The sequence below is a fragment of the Nitratidesulfovibrio sp. 1201_IL3209 genome (assembly GCF_036763125.1).
Classification (GTDB): domain Bacteria; phylum Desulfobacterota; class Desulfovibrionia; order Desulfovibrionales; family Desulfovibrionaceae; genus Cupidesulfovibrio.
Genome location: NZ_JBAIYT010000005.1, coordinates 1 through 21509 on the forward strand (window position 1 = coordinate 1; position 21509 = coordinate 21509).

12 protein-coding genes are annotated in these 21509 nt (G+C 66.0%); 5 read left to right on the forward strand and 7 right to left on the reverse strand.

Annotated features, from left to right (window positions below):
* Nucleotides 1-88 precede the first annotated feature (88 nt).
* Nucleotides 89-466: a type II toxin-antitoxin system VapC family toxin gene (locus tag V6B97_RS04255; RefSeq protein WP_333505250.1), complete on the forward strand. Its 378-nt coding sequence runs from the start codon at nt 89-91 to the stop codon at nt 464-466.
* A gap of 396 nt (nt 467-862) precedes the next feature.
* On the opposite strand, the gene V6B97_RS04260 is transcribed toward V6B97_RS04255, so the two are convergent.
* From V6B97_RS04260 to V6B97_RS04290, 7 genes are all read right to left on the reverse strand, one after another.
* Nucleotides 863-2050 (reverse strand): tyrosine-type recombinase/integrase, encoded by a 1188-nt coding sequence (locus V6B97_RS04260; RefSeq protein ID WP_333505251.1) that lies wholly within the window; start codon nt 2048-2050, stop codon nt 863-865.
* 315 nt (nt 2051-2365) lie between these two features.
* Nucleotides 2366-3649, reverse strand: a complete 1284-nt coding sequence (locus V6B97_RS04265; protein ID WP_333505252.1) for an ABC transporter permease — start codon at nt 3647-3649, stop codon at nt 2366-2368.
* Nucleotides 3646-4902 (reverse strand): ABC transporter permease, encoded by a 1257-nt coding sequence (locus tag V6B97_RS04270; RefSeq protein ID WP_333505253.1) that lies wholly within the window; start codon nt 4900-4902, stop codon nt 3646-3648. Before V6B97_RS04270 ends, V6B97_RS04265 begins: the two co-directional genes overlap by 4 nt.
* Nucleotides 4899-5648, reverse strand: a complete 750-nt coding sequence (locus tag V6B97_RS04275; protein ID WP_442935461.1) for an ABC transporter ATP-binding protein — start codon at nt 5646-5648, stop codon at nt 4899-4901. Before V6B97_RS04275 ends, V6B97_RS04270 begins: the two co-directional genes overlap by 4 nt.
* Nucleotides 5649-5656: 8 nt before the next feature.
* Entirely contained in the window at nt 5657-6328 is a 672-nt protein-coding gene (locus tag V6B97_RS04280) for a methyltransferase family protein (RefSeq protein ID WP_333505254.1), read from the reverse strand.
* Nucleotides 6329-6365: 37 nt separating this feature from the next.
* A complete protein-coding gene (locus tag V6B97_RS04285) occupies nt 6366-7472 on the reverse strand; it encodes a hypothetical protein (protein WP_333505255.1) in 1107 nt (368 codons plus the stop codon).
* 199 nt (nt 7473-7671) lie between these two features.
* Complete coding sequence (locus V6B97_RS04290; RefSeq protein ID WP_333505256.1) at nt 7672-14028, reverse strand: amino acid adenylation domain-containing protein; 6357 nt, start codon at nt 14026-14028, stop codon at nt 7672-7674.
* 641 nt (nt 14029-14669) lie between these two features.
* Between V6B97_RS04290 and V6B97_RS04295 the strand changes: the two genes are divergently transcribed.
* From V6B97_RS04295 to V6B97_RS04310, 4 genes are all read left to right on the forward strand, one after another.
* Nucleotides 14670-15272 (forward strand): TetR/AcrR family transcriptional regulator, encoded by a 603-nt coding sequence (locus tag V6B97_RS04295; protein WP_333505257.1) that lies wholly within the window; start codon nt 14670-14672, stop codon nt 15270-15272.
* 208 nt (nt 15273-15480) lie between these two features.
* The gene (locus V6B97_RS04300; RefSeq protein ID WP_333505258.1) at nt 15481-17670 is read left to right on the forward strand and encodes a TonB-dependent receptor; all 2190 of its coding nucleotides are present in this window, start codon (nt 15481-15483) and stop codon (nt 17668-17670) included.
* A 148-nt stretch (nt 17671-17818) separates the two neighbouring features.
* Entirely contained in the window at nt 17819-19609 is a 1791-nt protein-coding gene (locus V6B97_RS04305; RefSeq protein WP_333505259.1) for an ABC transporter ATP-binding protein, read from the forward strand.
* The gene (locus V6B97_RS04310) at nt 19603-21450 is read left to right on the forward strand and encodes an ABC transporter ATP-binding protein (protein ID WP_333505260.1); all 1848 of its coding nucleotides are present in this window, start codon (nt 19603-19605) and stop codon (nt 21448-21450) included. The genes V6B97_RS04305 and V6B97_RS04310 overlap by 7 nt, the downstream gene beginning before the upstream one ends.
* Nucleotides 21451-21509 lie beyond the last annotated feature (59 nt).

Here is a 21509-nt window from a genome sequence, read left to right on the forward strand (position 1 = left end):
GTCTTCTGAAGGGCAAACTGAAGGTTCCCGACGATTTCGACGCTCCTCTGCCGCCGGAACTTCTTGCGGCGTTTGAAGGGAGCGAGGAATGAGACTGCTGCTGGACACCAACGCGCTTCTCTGGGCGCTGACCGATTCCCCGCGCATTGCGCCTGTTCGGGAACTGCTGCTTGCTGATGAGAATGAGGTCTTTGTCAGTTCCGTGTCTTGGTGGGAGATCGCCAGCAAGACACGCATCGGCAAACTTGATGCCGAGTTGTCCGTGCTTCGTGCTGCAGCGCGGGAGAGCGGCTTCCTTGAGCTTCCCCTTCTTGGTGCGCATGCAGAGATGCTCGCGACCCTTCCGAAGCACCACAACGACCCCTTTGACCATATGCTGGTCTCCCAGGCTATGGCCGAACCCATGCGGCTGATTACCGGCGCCACGGTGCTCTCCAGTTACACGCCGCTGGTGCTCCAAATTTGAAGGCGTTAAGGGGGACGTGCCTCTCGCTGAGCGTACGGGGGGCATTCACTTGCCCCTGTCTTGCCTGTGGGGAGTCGGACAAGCAATTGGGGGGGCAAAGGATCGGAGGTGTGTAGTCCGCAGGTGATGCCATGTTGCCACGTTTGACCGACGAGTTGACGGTGTCGAGGCTTGCAGGCAGGCTTGACGAGTCGTGGGTTCTGTTGGTTGTGTCTGTAATTTCAGTGTGTTAGACGTCTTGGCAGGGCTTGGCGTTATGAGTTTGAGTGCTTCTTCTGTTTTTTTAATAAAAACAATGTGTTGGGTGTTTTTGGGTGTGTCTAGCTAGAGCCTTCCCCTTTAGGGGAAGGCTCTAGTAATTGGCGGGTAGACGCGTGGGCAAGTCGAGGAGGGGGGCTATTGGCTGAGTCTGCCCTGCAGGCTCATCGCTGCGGCCCTGACAGTGTCGGGGCTGAGGTGCGAGTAACGCTTGGTCATCTCAAGCGTGGTATGCCCCATGAGCTCGGCGACGGTATACAGCGGTGTGCCGCTTTGCACGAGCCAACTGGCGAACGTGTGGCGCAGGGTATGGAAGACCACGCGTTGCCTGGTGTCGCTGATTCCTTCGTTGAGGCCGAGTTGCTCGACGACGCGCTCGAAGGTGTCGGATACCCAGTTGCGTTTGGCGCCGTTCTGGGCCGGGAAGACGTACTCTGTGCCGTTCGGGCCTTGGGAGCGCTCCGTGAGCATCGCCCGGACCTCGTCGGTCATGTACGCATGCCTGCTGTGTTTGTTCTTTGGGTCGCGGATGTAGATGGTCCCTGCAGTGAAGTTAAGGTCCGTCCAGGTGAGCGCATGGATTTCGCCTGCTCTGAGGCCGCAGAAGAGGGAGAGTAGGGCGCTGTCGTGGGTGTCCTGCGATCTTTTCTTGAGCTCCGCGAGTAGGGTGCTTGCTTCGGATTCTGTCAGGAAGCGCATCCGCCTGTTGTCCTTGCGAGGTTTCTTGATGCGCGTGCAGGGGCACTCTCCGCTCACGATTTCATGATTCCGGGCCATGCCCCAGACTTGGGAGATAATGGCCAGCAGGTGGCGGATGGTGGCCGCACTTCGCCCAGCGGTCATGGCGTTGCTGGCTACCTGCTCAATGAGTGGTGGGGTAAGGGCGCTGAGTGGGGAATTGCCGAGTACCGGCTTGATCCATTTGGCGTAGTACCCAGATTCCGTCCTCATCGTCTGTGGCGTCTTGTGCAGGGTAGAGGAGGGCAGGTAGTGCCTCTCCCAGAATTCGTCCAAGGTTGTGGCCGCATGGGCTGCACGGCGCTCTTCAACAGCGGCCTGTTCGCGGGCCTCGCGCATCATCTCGCGCATTTCGGCGAGAGACTGCGGGCGTCGCCCCAGCCTGATATTCTCCGTGATCCTGGCACGCAGTTGAGATGCCTTCTGGCTGGTCATGCCTTCGGATGCCCACCCGGCACCTTCTTCCTTCGGTTTACCATCGGATTTGTACCGGATGAAGAAATAGCGATCGGGCTTCGAGCCGTGTTTGCGGGTCTGACTTTCGCGGTAACGAACGCCGCGGTAGCTGGTGGAGGTCGTCGTGGTCATGGGTATCTCGCGGGGAAGGGCATGTTTCACGAAGAGGGAGCCAGCCCCACTATAGCCCCACCTCCTGCGGGGTGACAACGCGAAATCGCGGGAAGGTTTAGGGAGCTTCCGAGCTAAATATTTCTCTTCAATATTCTGTTTTTATAGTTTAAATGTGATTGCTTGGGGTGGGTCGGGAAAGGTGAGGAATATCGTGGACTAATAAACTCATAACCCGAAGGTCGTCGGTTCAAATCCGGCCCCCGCAACCAGAAAGATCAAGCCGTTATGGAGTTGCTCCGTAACGGCTTCTTCTTTTTCCCGCCCTGTTCCCGCTCAGCCGCGCAACGTCCGGATGACGTCCACGCGGGCGGCCTGCCATGCCGGGTATGCCCCCGCCATGAGGCCGCACCCGGCGGAGGCCAGCAGCACCCCCACGGCCAGGGGCGGGTCGTAGGCCGCCGGCAGCACGCCCGCCGCATACACCGCCGAGGCGATGCCAAGGGCCACCGCCACCCCCAGCAGCCCCCCGGTACCGGCCATGAGCACGGATTCGAACAGGAACTGGGCGACGATGTTGCGTTTCGTGGCCCCCACGGCCCTGCGCACGCCGATTTCCAGCCTGCGCGCCCGCACGATGATGGTCATGATGGACAGGATGCCCAGCGTGCCGATGGAAAAGGATATCCCGGCTCCGATGGCCCCGAGCACGCGCACCAGCCCCATGGCCTTGGCCTGCAACTCGTTGACCTGCTCGGAAAAGGCGACGCCGAAATCGTTCGGCTGGCCGGGCGCCAGGTGGTGCCGCGCGCGCAGCAGGGTAGTCACCGCCGCCTGCACGCCGGGCACCGCATCGCGCGAGGCCACGCGCAGCAGGATGCCGGAAATGTGCTCCTGCGTGGTCAGGCGTTCCATGAAGGTGGTCACGGGCACATAGATCTGCTCGTCCACGTTGACGCCCGTGGCGTCCTGCCCCTTTTGCGCCAGCACCCCGACGACCAGCAGTTCACGGCTGCCGAAGCGCAGCCGCTGGCCCAGCGCCCGCGCCGGTTCGTCGAACAGCCGGGCGGCTATCTCGTACCCCGGCACGCAGACCAGGGCCTTGGAGGCCACGTCCCCTCCACGAAAGAAACTCCCGCACAGCAGTTCCATGTTGCGCATTTCCGGAAACGCGGCCCCGGCGCCCACCACGGGGCACGACGTGTTGCGCCGTCCCTTGGCCACCGGCCTGGTGGACATGGCGTAGGGCACGACCAGTTCCACGCGGGGGACGCCCTGTTCGATGGCCCGCGCGTCGTCCAGGGTCAGGGTGGCCGCGTTGCGCCCGCCCGCGCGGTTGTTGTCGCCGCGCGTCATGGCCACCGTGCCCGCCGTGACGTCCGCCACGTTGGCTCCCAGCCGGTTGCTTTCATTGGTCACCTTCAGCCCCACGGCCTGCGAGATGTGCAGCACCAGCGTCAGCATGAAGGCCCCCAGGAACACGCCCAGGATGGCGAGCACGGTGCGCAGCCGGTGCGTGGACAGCGCCCGCAGCGCGATGCGCAGGTTGCCTCGGCGTGAAAGGAACGCCGTGAGGAGGGATATCCGCCTTACCGCCGGTTTCGTTTGCGGCGTGGTCATGCCCCCTCCTTCAGCGCGGCCACCGGTTCCATGCGCGCGGCGCGCCGGGCGGGTTGCAGGCCGAAGACCAGCGCCACGGCCAGCGCCGCGACGAAGGCGGCCATGAACACGGCGGGCGAGAGGCGCAACGTCAGCATGTCCAGCCGTTCCAGCATCCGCGCGATGACCAGGCCGAGTCCAAGCCCCGCCATGGCCCCCAGCGTGGTGAGGTACAGGGCTTCGGCCAGGAACTGCATCAGGATGGCGGCGTCGGTGGCGCCGATGGCCTTCTTCATGCCGATCTCCGTCTGCCGTTCTGCCACGGACAGGTGGAACAGGTTGGCGAGGATGAACCCGCCCACCAGCAGGGCGGCCAGCGCCGTCACGCCCAGGAAGACGCCGAAGCCCCCCTTCAGGAAGCTGACGAAGCGCAGCACCACCAGCGGCGAAACCACCAGGAAGTCGTCGGCCTCGTCCGGCTGCCTGTCGTGCAGCACGCGCAGCAGGGCCTGCACCCGCTTGGCGTTGCCGTCCATCCCCTCGGGCGAGGCGAAGTTGATGCGGATGCCGTTCAGGTAGGTGCGGTCCAGGTTGAACCGGCGCACCATGGTGGTCGCGGGCAGGACGATGCGGTCGTCCTGCTCCACCCCGGCGGCCACGATGTTCCGGGGTTGCAGCACGCCGCGCACGACCAGGGGCACGCGGTCCAGCACCACCACGTCGCCCACCGGGCTGCGCGAACCGAACAGCCCGCGCGCCACCATGCTGCCCAGCAGGCAGACGCCCGCGCCGCCCTGCACGTCGGCGGCGGTGAAGTCCTCGCCTTCCGCCAGCGGCCAGTTCCACGTGGCCCGGTAGTTTTCCCCGGTGCCCACCACGCTGGCCACCAGATGGCGTCGGCCCCCGCCGCTGGCGGGCATCTTCTCGCGCAGCAGGAACGGCTGGGCGGAGACCGCGCCGGGCAGTTCGCTGCCCACGCGCCGCACGTCGTTCCAGGTGAGGGTGCGCGGGCGGTTGCCCATGGGCTGGTACATCAGGTTGCCCCCGGCCACGAAGATGGCCGAGGGGCCGAAGGTGTCGGCAAGTTCCTCGGCCTTCCTGCCCGCTCCTTCCATGGCCGCCACGATGACGGTCAGCGCGGCCACGCCGAAGGCCACGGCCAGCACGATGAACACGCTGCGCGCCCTGAACACCACGATGGTGCGCAGCGCAAGGCGCAGCACGCGCGGCAGCACGGCCAGCACCGGAACGCGGCCCTTGTCCCGTGCACTCATGCCGCGTCCACCATCCTGCCGTCCTGCATGCGGATGCGCCGCCGCGCGGCCGTGGCCACCTTTTCGTCATGGGTGACGATGACCACGGTGGTTCCCGCGCCGTTGATCCGCGCGAACAGGTCGAGAATGGCCGAGCCCGTGGCGGAGTCGAGCTGGCCGGTGGGTTCGTCGGCCAGCATCATGTCCGGTTCGTGCAGCAGGGCGCGGGCAATGGCCACCCGCTGCTGCTGGCCGCCCGAAAGGCGGGCCGGGGTGTGGTGCATGCGGTCGGCAAGGCCCACCTGCTCCATCAGGTGCAGGGCGCGTTCGTGCAGCTGCCTGTGGGGCGTCGCGCTGTACGCCCCCGGCAGCAGGACGTTTTCCAGCGCCGTGGCGTAGGAGAGCAGGTAGAAGTTCTGGAACACGAAGCCGATGCTGCGCCCGCGCAGTCCGCTGCGGGCGTCGTCGTCCAGGGTCTGGGTGTCCCGCCCGCTGAGCAGGTAGGTTCCGGAGGTGGGGCGGTCCAGCAGCCCCAGGATGTGCAGCAGGGTGGACTTTCCGGACCCGGAACTGCCCGTCAGCGCCACGAAGTCTCCCCGGCGCACGTCGCAGGAGATGTCGTGCAGCACTTCCACCATGGCCTCGCCCTGGGGGTAGCTGCGGGTGATGCCGCGCAGGCTGACGACCGGGGCGGCATCGGGCGCACCGTGACCACCGTGCGCATGGGGCGCATCGGGCAAGGCGGATACTGCCCCGTGGAGCATCATTCCTTCGCTCACAGGCCCCCCCACAGTCCGAGCCCCAGCGCGCAGGCGAACACCTCCAGCCCGGCAAGGGATTTGGGGCAGAAGAAGCCGCTCACCTCGCGGGCATAGGCACGGTAGGACTCGCCGAAGCGGGGCAGCAGCACTTCCCGTTCCTCCACGAGGGTGGTCGTCCACAGCATGACGACGAACAGCGGCAGCATGGTCAGCGTGTAGACGGCGCCGGAGGCCACGGAAAGCCCTGCCACCAGGTAGAACATGGCCACCACGCCGGGGTGGCGCAGTTCCGCGTAGATGCCGGTGCGCAGCAGCGTGCTGGGCGCGGCGTAGTCCGCAAGGGTCACGGCGAAGTTCTGGCGCATGAAGCGGACCACGTACACGCCCGCGTACAGGGCCAGCCCCAGCCCCAGCAACGCCGCGACCAGCGTGGCAGAACTGGCGGTGAACATCCCAAGCAGGGAATCGCCCGCGCCCAGCCGGGGCTGGGGCAGCCAGGGCATCACCAGCCAGACGTGCCCGGTGGGTATGCCCAGGAGGTGCAACGCCGCCAGCATGTTGCGCGGCGGCAGTCCACGGCGCCGCAGCGATTCGCGGTACCGGAAATACGCGCGGTACAGCAGCGCGCCGGGAAAGCCGCTGAGGGCGCAGGCAAGCTGGACCAGAAACCAGGGGTCGCGAAGCATGGGGTCTCCTGTGCGGAACGTCCGGAGCGGACGTGGGTCATGACGCCAGCAGGCGGTACAGTTCGTCGTCTTCTCCCACCCGGTCGCGCAGCATGCGCCGCAGCTCGTCCACCATGCCGAGGTCGCGGGCGATCTCCGCCAGTTCCTCGCATCCGGTGTCCGCCTGGTCGTAGAAGGCGCGCACCGTCTCCAGCGCCAGCGTGCCGTTGCGCACCTGGTTGCTGAACTCGAAGTCCACGTAACTGTTGGTGTTGCCGCACCGGGCAAGGTACGACCACAGCTTCACCAGGCGGCATCCCGAGGCGATGTAGGTCTTGGAAAACCGCTTGATGGGCGTCCAGTCCAACCGCTCGCGCACCACCTGCATCATGGTTTCCGGCAGGTAGGGAAAGTGCTGGTAGGGAAAGACCAGTTGCACCCCTGCGGGGGCCAGCGATTCGGGAAAGAGCGTTTCCGGGCACGGCCCGTGCGCCGATTGCCAGCCCGCCTTGGCAGTTGCCGTGTCCTCGGCCACCACGGCCATGGTGAACTCCATGAATTCCCGTTGCGCGGGTTCCAGTTCCACGGCCTGTCCCATGAGCAGGATCTGGTCCGGATTGTGCCCGGAGAACACCAGCGGAATGCCCATGGCCCGGGCGAACTCCGTGGCCGTGCGGATGAGGAAGCGGCCGCAGAACGTGCAGACCTGCCCGCAGTCCTGCTGGTGGATGCCGGGTTCGCAGAACAGGTAGCGGTAGTAGCGGCGCATCAGGGCGGGGTCCTGCCGGTAGACCACGTAGGGTATTTCCAGCCTGCGGGCGATGGTGGCCGCGTTGTCGAAGGTTTCCGGGTATTCGTAATTGATGTCGATGATGAACCCCAGCAGGTTCATCCCGTAGACGTCCTTCAGCAGGTGCGCCATGTACGCGCTGTCCTTGCCGCCGCTCAGCATGACCAGCCCTTCGTGAGGCAGGCGGGGCAGTCGCCCCCGGACCCCGGCCAGCGTGTCCTCGAAGAGGGTTTTCAGGCGGGGCCAGTCGCGCTGGGGCGGGGGGGCCTGTTTCGCGCAGAACTGGCACAACCCCTGGGCATCGATGGTGATGCCGTGAAAGGGGTCTTCCTGGAGGTTGCACTTTCTGCATACCGTGGTCGTGTATCTGAACATGCCGTATGGGTTCTCCTGCCGTTGCCGGGTGGATGGTGGGCCATGGCCGGAACGTGCCGCCCGGCGCCCGGACGTGGATGTACCCGCGCGGCCGCGGCTCGGGGATGGGCATCCCGCCGCGGCCGCGCGGTTGGGCTCCGGCGGCAAGGGCACGTTGCCGCCGGAACCCGGAAGTTCAGGGTGATTCCCCGAGACGGCCTTAGTCGCGGGCCTCGGCCCCGATGGCCAGTCCGTCGATGAACTCGGCCGTCCGGGCGGCCAGTTCCGATGCGTGGGTCTTGATGAGCATGTGCGCCCCGCCCGCGTTGCATTGCAGGCAGGTGACGAAGGCGCGTTCCCATTGCGCCGCCAGGCTCCGGATGGGGGCGTCCTCCTCGTCCTGCCCGGCGACCACCAGCGCGGGCGTGCGCAGTTGCGGCCCGAACGTGAAGTCCAGCATGGCCGCAGTGTCGATCCGCAGCGTCTTCAGGTAGTCGTCCCGCTCGGCGTCGGTCATGTGGGAGAAGTCGTATTTGTAGACCTCGCGCGAGTGGCGCAGGATGTCCTCGTCCGAGCCGGAAAGGATGGCCCGCAGCCCGCCCTGCACCCCCGGCGGAGGGCTGGACACGATGACCACCCCGGCCGACGGGGTTCCCCGTTCCTCCAGCAGGCGGGCGATCTCGTAGGCCACGTGCCCGCCGAACGAGTAGCCGAGCAGGAACAGCGGCGTTTCCCGGGCCAGGTCGGACAGCCGTCCGGCGTACGTTTGGGCGATTTCGGGTATGGAGCCCAGCGGGCTGCCGCTTCTGCCGTGACCGGGCAGGCTGGCCGCCAGCACGCCGTAGTCCCTGGGCAGGTGCGCGGCGAATTCGCGGTACATGGTGGGGTTGCCGCAGGCGTAGGGCAGGCAGAACAGCCGGGCCAGCGGGAATTGCGGCGCGGTCAGTTCCACCATGTCCGCCTCTTCCCCGCCCGGCGAGGCACGGCGGCGGATGTGCTCCACGATGGAGGCCACGGTCTGGTACTCGAAGGCTTCGCGCAGGCCGAAATCGATGAAGCCCTCCTTCTTCATGCGCATGATCAGGCGCATGGCCTTCAGCGAATCGCCGCCCACGTCCCAGAAGTTGCTGCTCAGGCCGATGCCGCTCACGCCCAGCACTTCCTCCCATATGCGGGTCACCTGCTGTTCCAGCGGCGTCGTGGGACGGTCGGAGGCGTCGTCGATGCGGCCCGCCTGGATGGTCACCTCGGGCAGCCCCTTCCTGTCCAGCTTGCCGCTGGGCGTGCAGGGCATTTCGGGCAGGTGTTCGAAATGCACGGGAATCATGTATTCCGGAAGGTTGCGGGCAAGGTGGGCGCGCAGGTCGGCCACGGGCACGGGACCGGTCGAACCGATCGAATCGGTCGGGCCGGTGTAGAAGGCCACCAGCACCAGGCTGCCCGAGGTGTCCCTGCGGGGGGCCACCACGGCTTCGGCCACGCCGTCGTGCCCGCGCAGGGCGAACTCTATCTCGCCCGCCTCGATGCGGTAGCCGCGCAGGTTGATCTGGTGGTCGTTGCGGCCAAGGTATTCGATGTTGCCGTCGTTCAGCATGCGCACCACGTCCCCGGTGCGGTAGATGCGCTCGCCGGGCCGGTACGGGTCGGGCACGAAGGCGGCGGCGTCCTTGTCGGGCTTGTCGTGGTAGCCGTTGGTCACGCCCTCGCCGCCGATGCACAGTTCGCCGGGCACGCCGAGCATGCACGCCTTGAGGTCGCGGTTGAGGATGTAGACCCGCGTGTTGAACACGGGTTTGCCGATGGGCACGGTGTTCAGGTCCACGCGCCCTTCGTCGTTGACGGGTATGGGGAACCAGGTGGAGGCCACCGTGGTTTCCGTGGGGCCGTATTCGTTGATGAAGCGGTGGCCGGGGTAGTGGCGCAGCCAGAGGTTGAGGTCCTTGGTGTTGATGATCTCGCCGCCCATCATGATGCGCATGCCGTCGCGCAGGGGAATGGGCTGGTCGCCCAGGTATTCCCGCGCCCCGGCCAGCAGCGAGAAGTGCGAGGGGGTCACGTTCAGGAAGGTGATGTCCCGCTCGCCCAGGAAGTGCAGCAGGCTGTTCACGTCCCTGGTGCGTTCCTCGGACAGGATGTGCAGCGACGCCCCGGCCAGGAAGGGCGTCCAGTTGCTGGTGAGGGTCATGTCGAAGGCGTACGAGGTGAGCAGGGCCAGCCTGTCCTCCGGGGCGATGCCGATTTCCAGGTGCACCCAGTTCAGGAAGTTCACGATGTTGCGGTGGGTGACCATGACCCCCTTGGGATTGCCCGTGGAGCCGGAGGTGTAGATCATGTAGGCGAGGTCGCGCGGGGCGCACGCGGGCAGCGGGGCGGTGCGCGGGGCGTAGGCCGCCTCCGGAAGCACGACCTTGCCGCGCAGGGCGGCGGGCACGTCGGCCTCGCTCGCGCCCTCGTCCAGCAGCACGACGGCGCCCACGCCGCCCAGGTGCGCCTCCAGCCCGGCAAGGTGGCGCGACTGGGTCAGCAGCACCCTGGTCCGCGAATCGGCCAGCACGTAGGCCACCCGGTCCGCCGGGTAGTCGATGTCGATGGGCAGGTAGGCCGCGCCCGCCTTCATGACGCCCAGTTGGGCCACGGGCACCTCGATGCTCCGGTGCATGAACAGCGCCACGAAGTCGCCGCTGCCCACGCCCAGCGAGGCCAGCAGCCCGGCCACGCGGGCGGCCCTGTCGTCGAATTCCGCATAGGTCAGGCTGGCGTCCTCGAAGGTCAGGGCCAGCGCGTCGGGGGTGCGGGCCACGGTGCGCGCGATCAGCCCGTGCAGCGTGTCGTCGGGGATGGGGGCCTCGGTGCGGTTCACCTCGTCGAGCAGCGCGCGGTATTTCTCTGGGATGACGTTTTCGCCGGTGAAGGGCGCGTCCGCGTGCCCGCTGCTGTGGGCGTCGGCCAGTTGCCGGAGCAGGGTGCGGTACTGGGTGGAGAGTATCTCGACGAAGTCGCGGTCGAACAGGTCGCGCACGTAGTTCCAGTTGAAGTAGTAGGCGTCCTCCTCGTCCTGCCGCGCGCGGTAGTCGTAGATGACGAGGTCGATGAAGGTGCCCGGCGCGCCGGTGCGGAATTCCGGGGTGCTCAGGCGCACGGTCTTCATGCCGCTGACCTCGCCCGAGTACATCCCTATGGAATTGCTGAAGATGATCGAACTCATGGACGTGGCCCGCAGCCCTTCGCGCTCGAATATCCTGCGCGAAAGCTCGATGGACGACACGGGCACCTCCAGCAGCTTGCGCGTGAAGGCCTCGGCCTTCCTGGCGATGTCGATGACCGGCTCCTCGAAGTGGGTCTGCAACCGCACGGGAAAGATGTCGATGAAGCTGCCCACGGTCTTGCGCGCCCCGGCGAAGTACTGCTCGCGGTTGAACACCGGCATGTTGATGATCAGGTCGTCCTGGTGGCACCAGATGTTCATCAGCTTGAAGTAGGCGGCCAGCAGCACGGAATTGAGCGAGACCTGGTGCTCGATGGCCACCTGGTTCAGCGCGTTGATGATCTCCGGCTCGATGGTCTGGTACAGGGTGTCGAAGCGCACCGTGTCGAGCATGGCGGGGTTGCGCCGCGAAGGCAGCATGGCCTTGGGGGGCAGGTTGCGGAAGATGTCCAGCTGGAATTCCAGCGCGTCGCGGTATTCACGGGTGCGCTGGCGCAGGCGTTCCACCAGCACGTAGTCGCCGAAGGTCATGGGCACCTCGGGCAGTTCCCACGGTTCGCCCAGGCGCATCCTGTCGTAGGTGTTGAAGAGCTCCTCGAAGATCTGCATGTAGCTGTAGCCGTCCACCAGCAGGTGGTCGATGTTCATCATGAACATGTGCCGGTTGCGGCCCAGCCGGGTCACCTCGCAGAAGAACAGGGGCCACGCGCCGAGGTCGAAGCGGTGGTCGTTGTGCTCCAGCCCGCGCTGGGTCACGTAGGCGCGCTGCCGCTCCTCCGTCATGTCCGAGATGTCCACGTAGGCGGTGCGCAGGCGCGGCACCGTGTCCAGCACCTTCATGCGGGGGCGTTCGCGCTCCTCGTCGATGACCGTGCGCAGCACCGGATGCCGGGACACCACGTAGTTGAGGGCGCCGTCGAAGGTGGCGCGGTCGAATTCCCCCGTCATTTCGGCTTGCAGGAAGATGTAGCAGCTGAGCCCGCTGGGCTCGTTGCGCACGAACCCCTTGCGGTGGAAGTACAGGGTTTCCTGGAAGTGCATCAGCGGCAGGAAGCGCTCGCCGTCACTTCCGGACTCGTCGGCCTGGGGCTCGAAGACGCGGGGCCACAGGTGGTCGGCCATCTGCCGGATGGTGGTGAACTTCAGGAATTCTTCGGAGACGCGCACTTCCTCGAAGCAGTGCTTCACGTCCTCGATGATGCCCAGCATGTCGGAAACGTTGGTTATCCGCGTCAGCAGGCTTTCGGTGGCGCCGACGGTGTCCGTCCGCACGCCCAGCCGGCCCGCGACGATCTTCTGCAGGATGGCCTCGATCTCGTTCCGGGGCGGCTCCACGCTGAAGTCGCGGTTGCGGAAGTAGGCGGTCTGGGTGGCCACGGTGGGGAACAGGTAGCAGAAGTTGCTTTCCATCTTGGCCTGGTAGGTGTCCTCCAGGCGCGCCTGGATGCGCATGGCCCGGATGGAGTCGCCCCCCATCTTGAACAGGCTGCGGTGCGGGTCGATCCGGCCGGGTTCCATCCCCAGCACCGCCGACCACGCCTCGCGCACCACGGCGTCGTGGTCCAGGTCCGAGGGGTTGGCGGGCCGGGCCAGTTCGGTCAGGGCCGCATCGATCCGGGCGGTGCGCTCCGCGTACCCGCCGGAGACGAAGTCGTCGGCGAGCACCCGGCGCATGATCTTGCCGCTGGAGGTTCGCGGAATCTCGCCCTGCGTCACGGGCACGAAGTGGTCGATGGTGAACCCGGCAAGGTCGCCGATGCGTTCGTTCATGGCCAGCAGGGCAGGGGCCAGGGCGCGCTCGTCGGCCTTCCTGTCGGCGGGCACGAAGAACATGACCACCTTTTCGCGCGCCTGCGCCGGGTCGTACGCGCCGCAGGCCACCACCAGCCGGAAGGTGTCGCCCGCGCCCTCAAGGGCCATCATCTCGATATCCGTCGGGTAGTAGTTCTGCCCGCGCACGATGATGATCTCCTTTTCGCGGCCCACGATGCACAACTGGCCGGTGGCGGTCATGAATCCCGCGTCCCCGGACGAGAACCAGCCGTTCCGGAAGGCCTCCCGGTTGGCGTCCGGGCCGGCGTTGGGGGCCTCGTGGTAGCTGGCGATGACGTTTTCGCCCCTGATTTCCACGGTGCCCACCCTGTCGGGGGGCAGTTCCCGCCCTTCGGCGTCCACCACGCGCACCTCGCAGAAGTCCACCGGCGTGCCCACGGAGACGAATTCCGCCGTGGTGTCGGTCTTTTCGCTGGCGTAGCGGACGATGCCCTCGTTCACCAGGCACCGCCGGTCGACGAGATACGCCTCGACGGGCAGCCCGTTGGGATGGCAGGTGGCGACCAGGGTGGTTTCCGTCAGTCCGTAGCCGGGCATGATGATGTTGCGGGCAAGCCCCATGGGCGCGAGTTGCCGTTCCAGCCTGCGGCAGGCGGCGGCGGAGATCATCTCGGCCCCCACGGTCAGCACGCGCAGGCACGAAAGGTCCACCTCCGGCAGCCGTGCCCCCCGCAGCCCCATGTACGACAGCAGGTGTTCGACGCCGGTGTTGGTGGTGGAGGTGACCGTGGCCCGGTGCTCGTGGATCTTCTGCATCCACAGGAACGGGCGCTGGGCGAACTGGAACGGGCTCATCTTCACCTGGTCGATGCCCGCGTACAGGGGCATGAGATGGCAGCCGAACAGTCCGAAATCATGGAAGTAGGGCAGCCAGGTGACCATGCGGTCGTCCTCGTCCACGCCTTCCAGATTGCGCAGGGCCACGATGTTGGCCAACAGGTTGCGGTGGGTGAGCCGCGCCCCTTTCGGCGCGCCCATGCTGCCGGAGGAAAATTGCAGGACGGCGATGTCGCCGGGCGCCGGGACGTGAAACTCGGCGGCGGACTGGCCGGTGATGGCCGCCTCGGCCAGCAGGTCTCCGGCAGGGAGCAGGGCCGCGCCGCTTTCCTTCAGGACTTCGGCCAGCATGGCGAACCCGCGCTCGCCTTCGCCGTCCGCGACCACGGGCGCGCCCAGCAGTCGTTGCACTGTGGCGATCTTCACGGCCTCCATGGAATCGGGCCTGGGGGTGCGCACGTTGGCAAGCGGTACGGGTGTCACCCCGGCGAACAGGCATCCCCAGAACAGTTCCAGGAATTGCCGCGAGGATTCGACGACGATGATCAGGTGGTCGCGGGGGCGCAATCCCCTGCGGTACAGGGCCTGCGCGGTGCGCCTGCCCGCAAGCAGCAGGTCGGCGTAGCTCTGGAATTCCTCTTCGCTGCCGGCGGGGTCCACGTGGCGCACGCCGCGCGCGGGGAAGCGCGCGGCCGTCCGCTCCAGGACATCGACCAGGGTGCCTGCCAGAAGATCGCTGGAACTGGTATTGAGGCTATACATGGTGTCCTTCCGTGTCGTCGGTTTTGCCTGTTCTGCGCATGGCTTGCCGCAGGGGCGGCACGGGCGTGTCCCTGAGCCGCCAGTGCCGGGAAATCCCTGGCGGTTGGATTCGTGGGGAATTGTCGAGGTGTTGAGATTCGTTATCAATTGCTGCGGCAAAAAAAGGGCCTGTCGCCACATGTGGGGGATACTACGTGCGGAAGGGGGCAGCCTCTACCATTTGGGGAATAATTTTTTATATGCGCGACCTGTTTCGTGATGCGCAACAAGAATTGGGGGATGTCGGGATGTCCATGGGTACTCTATCATTATTCATAAAAGATGGGCGGATGGGATGAATGGGGTGCATCAATGGGGAAGCTGCCGGAAGAATTGACAGCAATGCAGTGTCATAGAGTATGGAATATTCGATATAACTACATGATCGTCCGGCGATATGCGGCCGCAAAGGGTTTCCGCGTGGGTTTTGAGCTTCCGTTGCCCTTGGTGCCGGACCGGGGGAATTGCCTTGCACGATGGGAGGGCGGAAATTTTTCCGGTTGACTAAGAACGAACGTTCGTTCTATTTTTTCACCGCTGAATGGGGAACTCCCCCGCAGCATACCGCAATTGTTTGAAAATAAAGAAAACGGGTGGGCAGAGTGGTACGGACCCCCAAGGTACGCAAGAACGACACGCGGGCAGACGCACGCCGCAGGCAACTGCTGGACGCCGCCGAGGCATGCTTTGCCGATCATGGGTTCCACGCGGCGGGCATGGCGCGGATATCGGACCAGGCCGGCATGAGCATCGGGAACATCTACGGGTACTTCGAGAACAAGGACGCCATCATCTGCGCCATCGTGGACGCCCAGGTTTCCGCCATGCAGGCGGGCCTGGAACGCCTGCTCGAAAGCACCGGCGACATTTCGGAGGCGTTCAAGCAGCAGGCGGCCGTGCAGATACGGAACTGTACCCTGGAGAACAGGTCCGCGCTCATGTTCGACATCATGGCCGAAATGGGCAGGAACCCGGTCATCGCCACGGCCATGCAGGCGCATGACGAGAAGGTGCGGCGGCAGTTGCTGGACATCACGCGGCGGTTCCGCCCCGGCTGGGCGCCGGAAAAGGCGGCCGTGCGAGTGGAACTGCTCATGCTGCTGATCGCCGGGGTTCCGGTGCGGCTGACCATGCACCCAGGCCAGGACGGGGAACTTCTGCTGCGGGAAATCCAGCGGCAGATCGACGTTCTCTTCGAGAAATAACAAGCCGGACACCGTGTTGCGTGGCGCATCCCGCTGCCGGATGGTGGCGGGGCGGGATATTTTTTTACGTAATTAATGAAAATGATTTTCATTTCCAAAAAAGGCGCGCCGCCCGAACGGTGGCGCAAAGGGCTCGCCGGGCGAATGGGCACAGCGCCGGGCGGTTCCACCCGCGGTCCTCTAACCGGAGACGTACGAGGGGTAGGACATGAACGCTGTTGTGAGACGGGGCCTGCTGGCCGGAGGCGTGCTGTGCGCGCTGGTTGCGGGGGGGGCGTCGCTGGCGCCCCCGGCCCTGGCGCAGGACGCGCCGACGGGTAACGCGACCATGCCGCGAACGGAACAGGTGGGAGAAGGGGAGCAGAACGTCTACGCGCTGCCGGAGGTCATCGTCAGCTCGCAGAAGATCGAGCAGCGCCTCAATGAAGTGCCCATAAGTATCAACCATTACGACGAGATGGAGATCGAGAACAAACAGATAACCGATGTGAAGGATCTGGCCCGTTCGGCGCCGGGCATCTTCGTGCGCGAGACAGTGGGCAATCCGGGCAACACCCAGTTGACCATCCGGGGGATAGTCTCCGGCAGTGCCGACTTTCTCAACCAGACCGTTGGCGTGTTCAGCGACGGCATGAACGTCAACGGCGGGCTGGAACCGCAGTTCTTCGACATGGAAAGCGTGGAAGTGCTGCGCGGTCCGCAGGGCACGCTGTACGGCGGCAACACCCTTGGCGGGGCGATGGTGGTGAACTCCAAGAAGCCGGTGTTCGACTGGGAGACGGGCGCCTCGGCCGCCTACGAATCCTTCAACACCAAGCTGCTCACGGGCATGGTCAACGCGCCGCTGTCCGAAACCATCGCGGTGCGTCTTGCCGGCGCCTATCGCCATACCGACGGCTACTTCCGCAACGAGGTCAAGGACGACCCCGGCGCCGGCGGCGAGGACTACAACTTTCGCGGGCAGATTCGCGTGAAGCCCAGCGATGCGTGGAACATCAACTTCAACCTGAATGGCTACAACCGCAACTACGATTACAGCATCTACAATACGTTCGACAATTTCGACGACGACCCGTGGAAGACCGATTCCGGCAACCTCGGCTACGTGAAGTCGAACGCCCTGGGCCAGATCCTTACCGTCGAATACGATGGCGGCGACGTGGGGTTCACCTCCATAACCGGCCATCGGCGCTATTCGTCGGACGAAGACAACGACGTGGACTTCATCGAGGCGAACCTGCTTTCCGACAGGTTCCGCCTGGACAACGACCAGTACACGCAGGAACTGCGCCTGCACTCGCAGGACAAGGACGCGCGCCTTCAGTGGGTGGCGGGTGTGTACGGATCGTACGAAGAGCAGCGCACGCGCGACGACTACACCCTTCAGGACGACTACGTGGCCGCCATGACGGGCATGACCGGCCTCGGGAACCTGCGCATGAGCAACGACGTCACCGTGGACGTCTACAACGGGGCATTGTTCGGCCAGGGCACCTACGGCATCACGGAAAAGCTCTTCCTCACCCTGGGGCTTCGCTACGACCACGTGACCAAGGAACTGGACGCCAAGGGCGCCAACGTCGGCACCATCGCGCCCATGATGGGCCTTGCCGACACCGTGGAGGCCACCGGCGAGGAAAGCTACTCGGCCGTGCTGCCCAAGGCCGCCATCGAATACCGCTTCACGCGCGACCTCAACGTCTACGCATCGGTCACCGCGGGCTACAAGCCGGGCGGCTTCCAGACCAACAACGCCGCCGCCGCGGACGAAAGCTACGACTCGGAACACACCTGGAACTACGAAATCGGCATGAAGAGCAGCTTCTTCGACAACAAGCTGGATATCAACGCCGCCGCCTTCTACACGCAGATGGAGGATCAGCAGCTGTTCCAGCTGATCAGCGGCAGCACGGCGGTGGTCCAGAACGCGGGCGAGTCGCACAGCATGGGCGTGGAGCTGGAAGCCCGCGCCCGCCCGGTGCAGGGGCTTGAAGTGTTCGGCTCCTACGGCTGGCTCAAGACCGAAATCGACGATGCGGGCGACAGCACCGCCACCTTCGACGGCGCGGAAAGCTCGTTCGCGCCCACGTACAAGGCGTCCCTCGGCGGCCAGTACACCTTCGAGAACGGCGTGTTCGCCCGCGTCGAGAACGAGTTCATCGGCCCGCACTATCTCGACCTGGCCAACAAGGTCCGCCAGGACGCCATCAACCTGCTGGGCTTCCGGGTGGGCTACGAGTTCGACGACTACGGGGTCTACATCTACGGCCGCAACCTGCTGAACGAGGAATACTACACCATGGTGTTCGACAACTCGAGCATGATGCCCGGCCAGGACCGGGTGGGCACCATGGGCGCGCCCCGCACCTTCGGGGTGATGGCCAAGATGGAGTTCTAGACCACGCCGCGCTCGCGGCCCGTCTGCTGCCAGGTGGGCGGGCCACAGACAGGCCGCGAGCGCGGCGTCCATTTTCCGGAACGGCGGCACGCAGCCCTGCCCGCCGCTCTCCATACCGCGCAAGCGGGCAAAACAGTCGGCGGTCAGCATGGAAGCTCGGAAAGGATACGTGGCGCAGGTCGGCGAACTCATCAGGGGGCTGGGCTTCAGCCCGGTCAACAAGCGCCGCCTGCAACTGGCCTGCGCGGCGTCGGCCTGCGCGGCGCTGCTCGGGCTCGTGCCCTGCGTGGTCATTGCCGTCCTTGTGGACGGGTACGCGGGGGGCGGGGGCTTCGGCCCGCGCGCGCCGCTGGCGGCCGGGGTGGTGGTCGTGGCGGCGCTGCTGCTGCGGCTGGCGTTGCGCACCGCCGCCGGGGGCCTGGCCCACGCGGCGGCCTACGAGACCATGTACGAGATACGCACGGGGCTTGCCGGACACCTGACCCGGCTGCCGCTGGGGTTCTTTGCCGATGCCGCCACGGGGCGGCTCAAGAAGCTGATGGTCGACGACGTGGAGGAATTCGAAGGCTTCATCGCCCACCACATCGAGGACCTTGCCGCCGCGCTGTGCATGCCGTTCCTCGTGCTGGGCGTCATGGCCTGGATCGACGTGCGCATGGCGCTGGCGGCGGTGGCGGTCATTCCGCTGGCCATGCTTTCCATGTCGTTCGCCTCGAAGGGCTACATGGAAGAAACGCAACGCTATCACACGGCCCAGGAAAACCTGAACGGCCGCATCATCGAGTTCGTGCGCAGCATCTACGAAATAAAGGCGTTCGCGCGGTCGGTGGCGGAACTGGACAAGTTCGCCGCGGCCATCGACGAGTACCAGCAGGTGGTGGAGCGCTGGGCCAGGCGCTGGGCGTTGCCCAGGGCGGGCTTTGTCGTGTTCATCGAGAATTCCCTGCTCTTCACCCTGCCCGTGGGGCTGTGGCTGTACCTGCGGGGTTCCGTGGGCATCGGCGAGCTTGTGCTGTGCCTGCTGCTTTCGATGCAGTTCAGCACGCCCATCTTCAAGGTGTTGCAGCAGAACGACGCGCTGTTGCGGATTTTCGAGGGCTTTCGCCGGATGAAGGAGGTGTGGGACGCCCGGCCCCTGCCGCCGGCCGTATCGCCCGGAGCGCCGAAGGACGCCGGGATCGTGTTCGACAACGTGTCCTTCCGCTACGCGGAGGGCGAGGGCGAGGACGTGCTGCGCGGCGTCAGCTTCACCGCGCCGCAGGGAAAGGTGACGGCCCTCGTGGGGCTGTCCGGCTCCGGCAAGAGCACCATCCTGCGCCTGATCCCCCGCTTCTGGGACGTCACCGGCGGCAGCATCCGCGTGGGCGGCGTGGACGTGCGTGAGATGGACGAGGCCGTCCTGATGCGCATGGTGGCGTTCATGTTCCAGGAAAACGTGCTGTTCAACGAAAGCCTGCTGGAGAACATCCGGCTGGGCAACGCGGGCGCGGACGACGCGGCGGTGCGGGCCGTGGCGGAACAGGCTTGCTGCGCGGATTTCATCGGTGCCATGCCCGGCGGCTACGGCAGCCCGGCGGGCGAACTGGGCGGCAATCTTTCCGGCGGCGAGCGGCAGCGGGTGGCCCTTGCCCGGACCCTGCTGAAACCCGCCCCCATCCTGCTGCTGGACGAGGCCACCGCCTACGCCGACGCCTTCACCGAGGCGAACATGCAGGCGGCGCTTTCACGGGTGCTGGAAGGGCGCACCGTGATCATGGTGGCCCACCGGCTGGAGAGCATCGCCGGGGCGGACCGCATCGTGGTGCTGGACAAGGGTACCGTGGTGGACGCGGGCCGCCACGAGGAACTTCTGGAACGCTGCCCGGCCTACATGGCCATGTGGAACCTGGCGCAATGCAACGCGAACTGGAATCCGGTCGGAGAGGTGGCGACATGCTGACGATGATCCTGCGATTGGCTGGCCCGCACCGCGACAGGCTTCTGGCGGGCGTTGGGCTGCGCATGCTCGACGGCGCGCTGGCCCTGCTGCCCGTCCTGGTGCTGTTCCTTGTCCTGCGCGAGATCGTGATGCCGGGAACGCCGGGAACACCGGGAACTGGGGACGGCGGCGCGGGCTGGACGCCTCTGCGCGCCGGGCTGTGCATGGCGGGCATCGTGGCCTTGCGGTTCATCGTGCACGGCGCGTCCGTGCGGGTGGGGCACATGGCGGGGTTCCACATCCTGAAGCGGCTGCGCCTGCACTATGCCGAGCACTTGCGGGGACTTCCGGTCTCGTGGTTTTCGCGGCGCGACCTGGGCGAGGTCAGCGGGGCCCTGTTGCAGGACCTGGGGAACGTGGAGCCCGTGCTGGTGGAAAAGCTGGCGGCCATGGGCAGCGCGGTGACGCAGATCGCCGTGGGGCTGGCCTGCATCGCCGTCGTGGACTGGCGGCTGGCCCTGCTGGTCTGCTGCGGATTCGTTCCGGCGGCGCTGCTCATGTGGTGGGTGAACGGGCGGCTCCGGCGGCGCATGCCCGAGCGCATCCGGGTGCTGGCCGCGCTGACGTCCAGAACCGTGGAGTTCTGCCAGGGCATCGGCGTGGTCAAGGCGTTCGGCATCCAGGGCAAGAGCACCGCCCTCTACGAGCGGGCGGTGGCCGCGCACCGCGACGTGAACCTTGGCCTGCTGCGGTACGTGGGCGCGGCCGCCACCCTGTATTTCACCTGCCTGGAACTGGGGTACGCGGGGCTGATCGGCTTCGGCCTGCCCGTGCCCGGCGACGTGCCCGGCAATATGACGGTCGGCGGGGCGGGCGGCGTGGACCCCGCGGCCTTCGCCAGTTTCCTGTTCGCCGCCGTGATGGCCTTCAGGATATACGGCCCGACCCATGACCTCGTGGACCTGAGCGGCTTCATGCACCAGATGCGCACCTCTGGCCGACGCCTGCTTTCCGTGGAGGCGGACGTGCCGCTGCCCGTCCCCCCGGTGTCCGCCGTTCCCGCCGATTCGTCGGTCCGGTTCGAGAACGTGGCCTTTGCCTATGACGGAACACCCGTCCTGCGCGACATCACCTTCAGCATCGCGCCCCGGACCATGACGGCCGTGGTGGGCGGGTCCGGGGCGGGCAAGACCACGCTGGTCAGCCTGCTCTGCCGGTTCTGGGACGTGGACGCCGGATGCGTGCGCATCGGCGGCGTGGATGTGCGGGAAATGCGCGAGGAAGACCTCTGGCGGCACATCACCGTGGTCTTCCAGCGGTTTTCCCTGTTCAACGACACCGTCAGGGCCAACATACGCTTCGCCCGGCCCGACGCCACCGACGACGAGGTCGTGGCGGCGGCGGTGGCGGCGCGCTGCCACGAGTTCATCATGGAACTGCCGGAAGGGTACGACACCGTGATCGGCGAGAACGGGGCCAGCCTTTCGGGCGGGCAGCGCCAGCGTCTTTCCATCGCCAGGGCCATGCTCAAGAATGCGCCCATCGTCGTCCTGGACGAGGCCACGGCGTCGGTGGACCTGGACAACGAGCGCCTCATCCAGGAGGCGATCCAGAACATGGTGCAGTCGAAGACGGTGCTGCTCATCGCCCACCGCCTGGCCACCGTGGCGTCGGCGCACCAGATACTGGTGCTGGACGAAGGGCGGATCGTCGACAGCGGCACCCACGCCGGGCTGCTCGCCGGTGGCGGGCGGTACGCACGGCTGTGGGACATGCAGTCCACCGTGCGTTCGTGGAACCCGTCGGAACAGGTCGGCGGCGCATCGCGGCAGGCGTTCAGGGATGTCCCGATGTCGAAATAGCCTGCCGGAAAGCTCCGCCAGAAAGCTCTGCCAGAAAGCTCTGACGGACCCGGCATGGG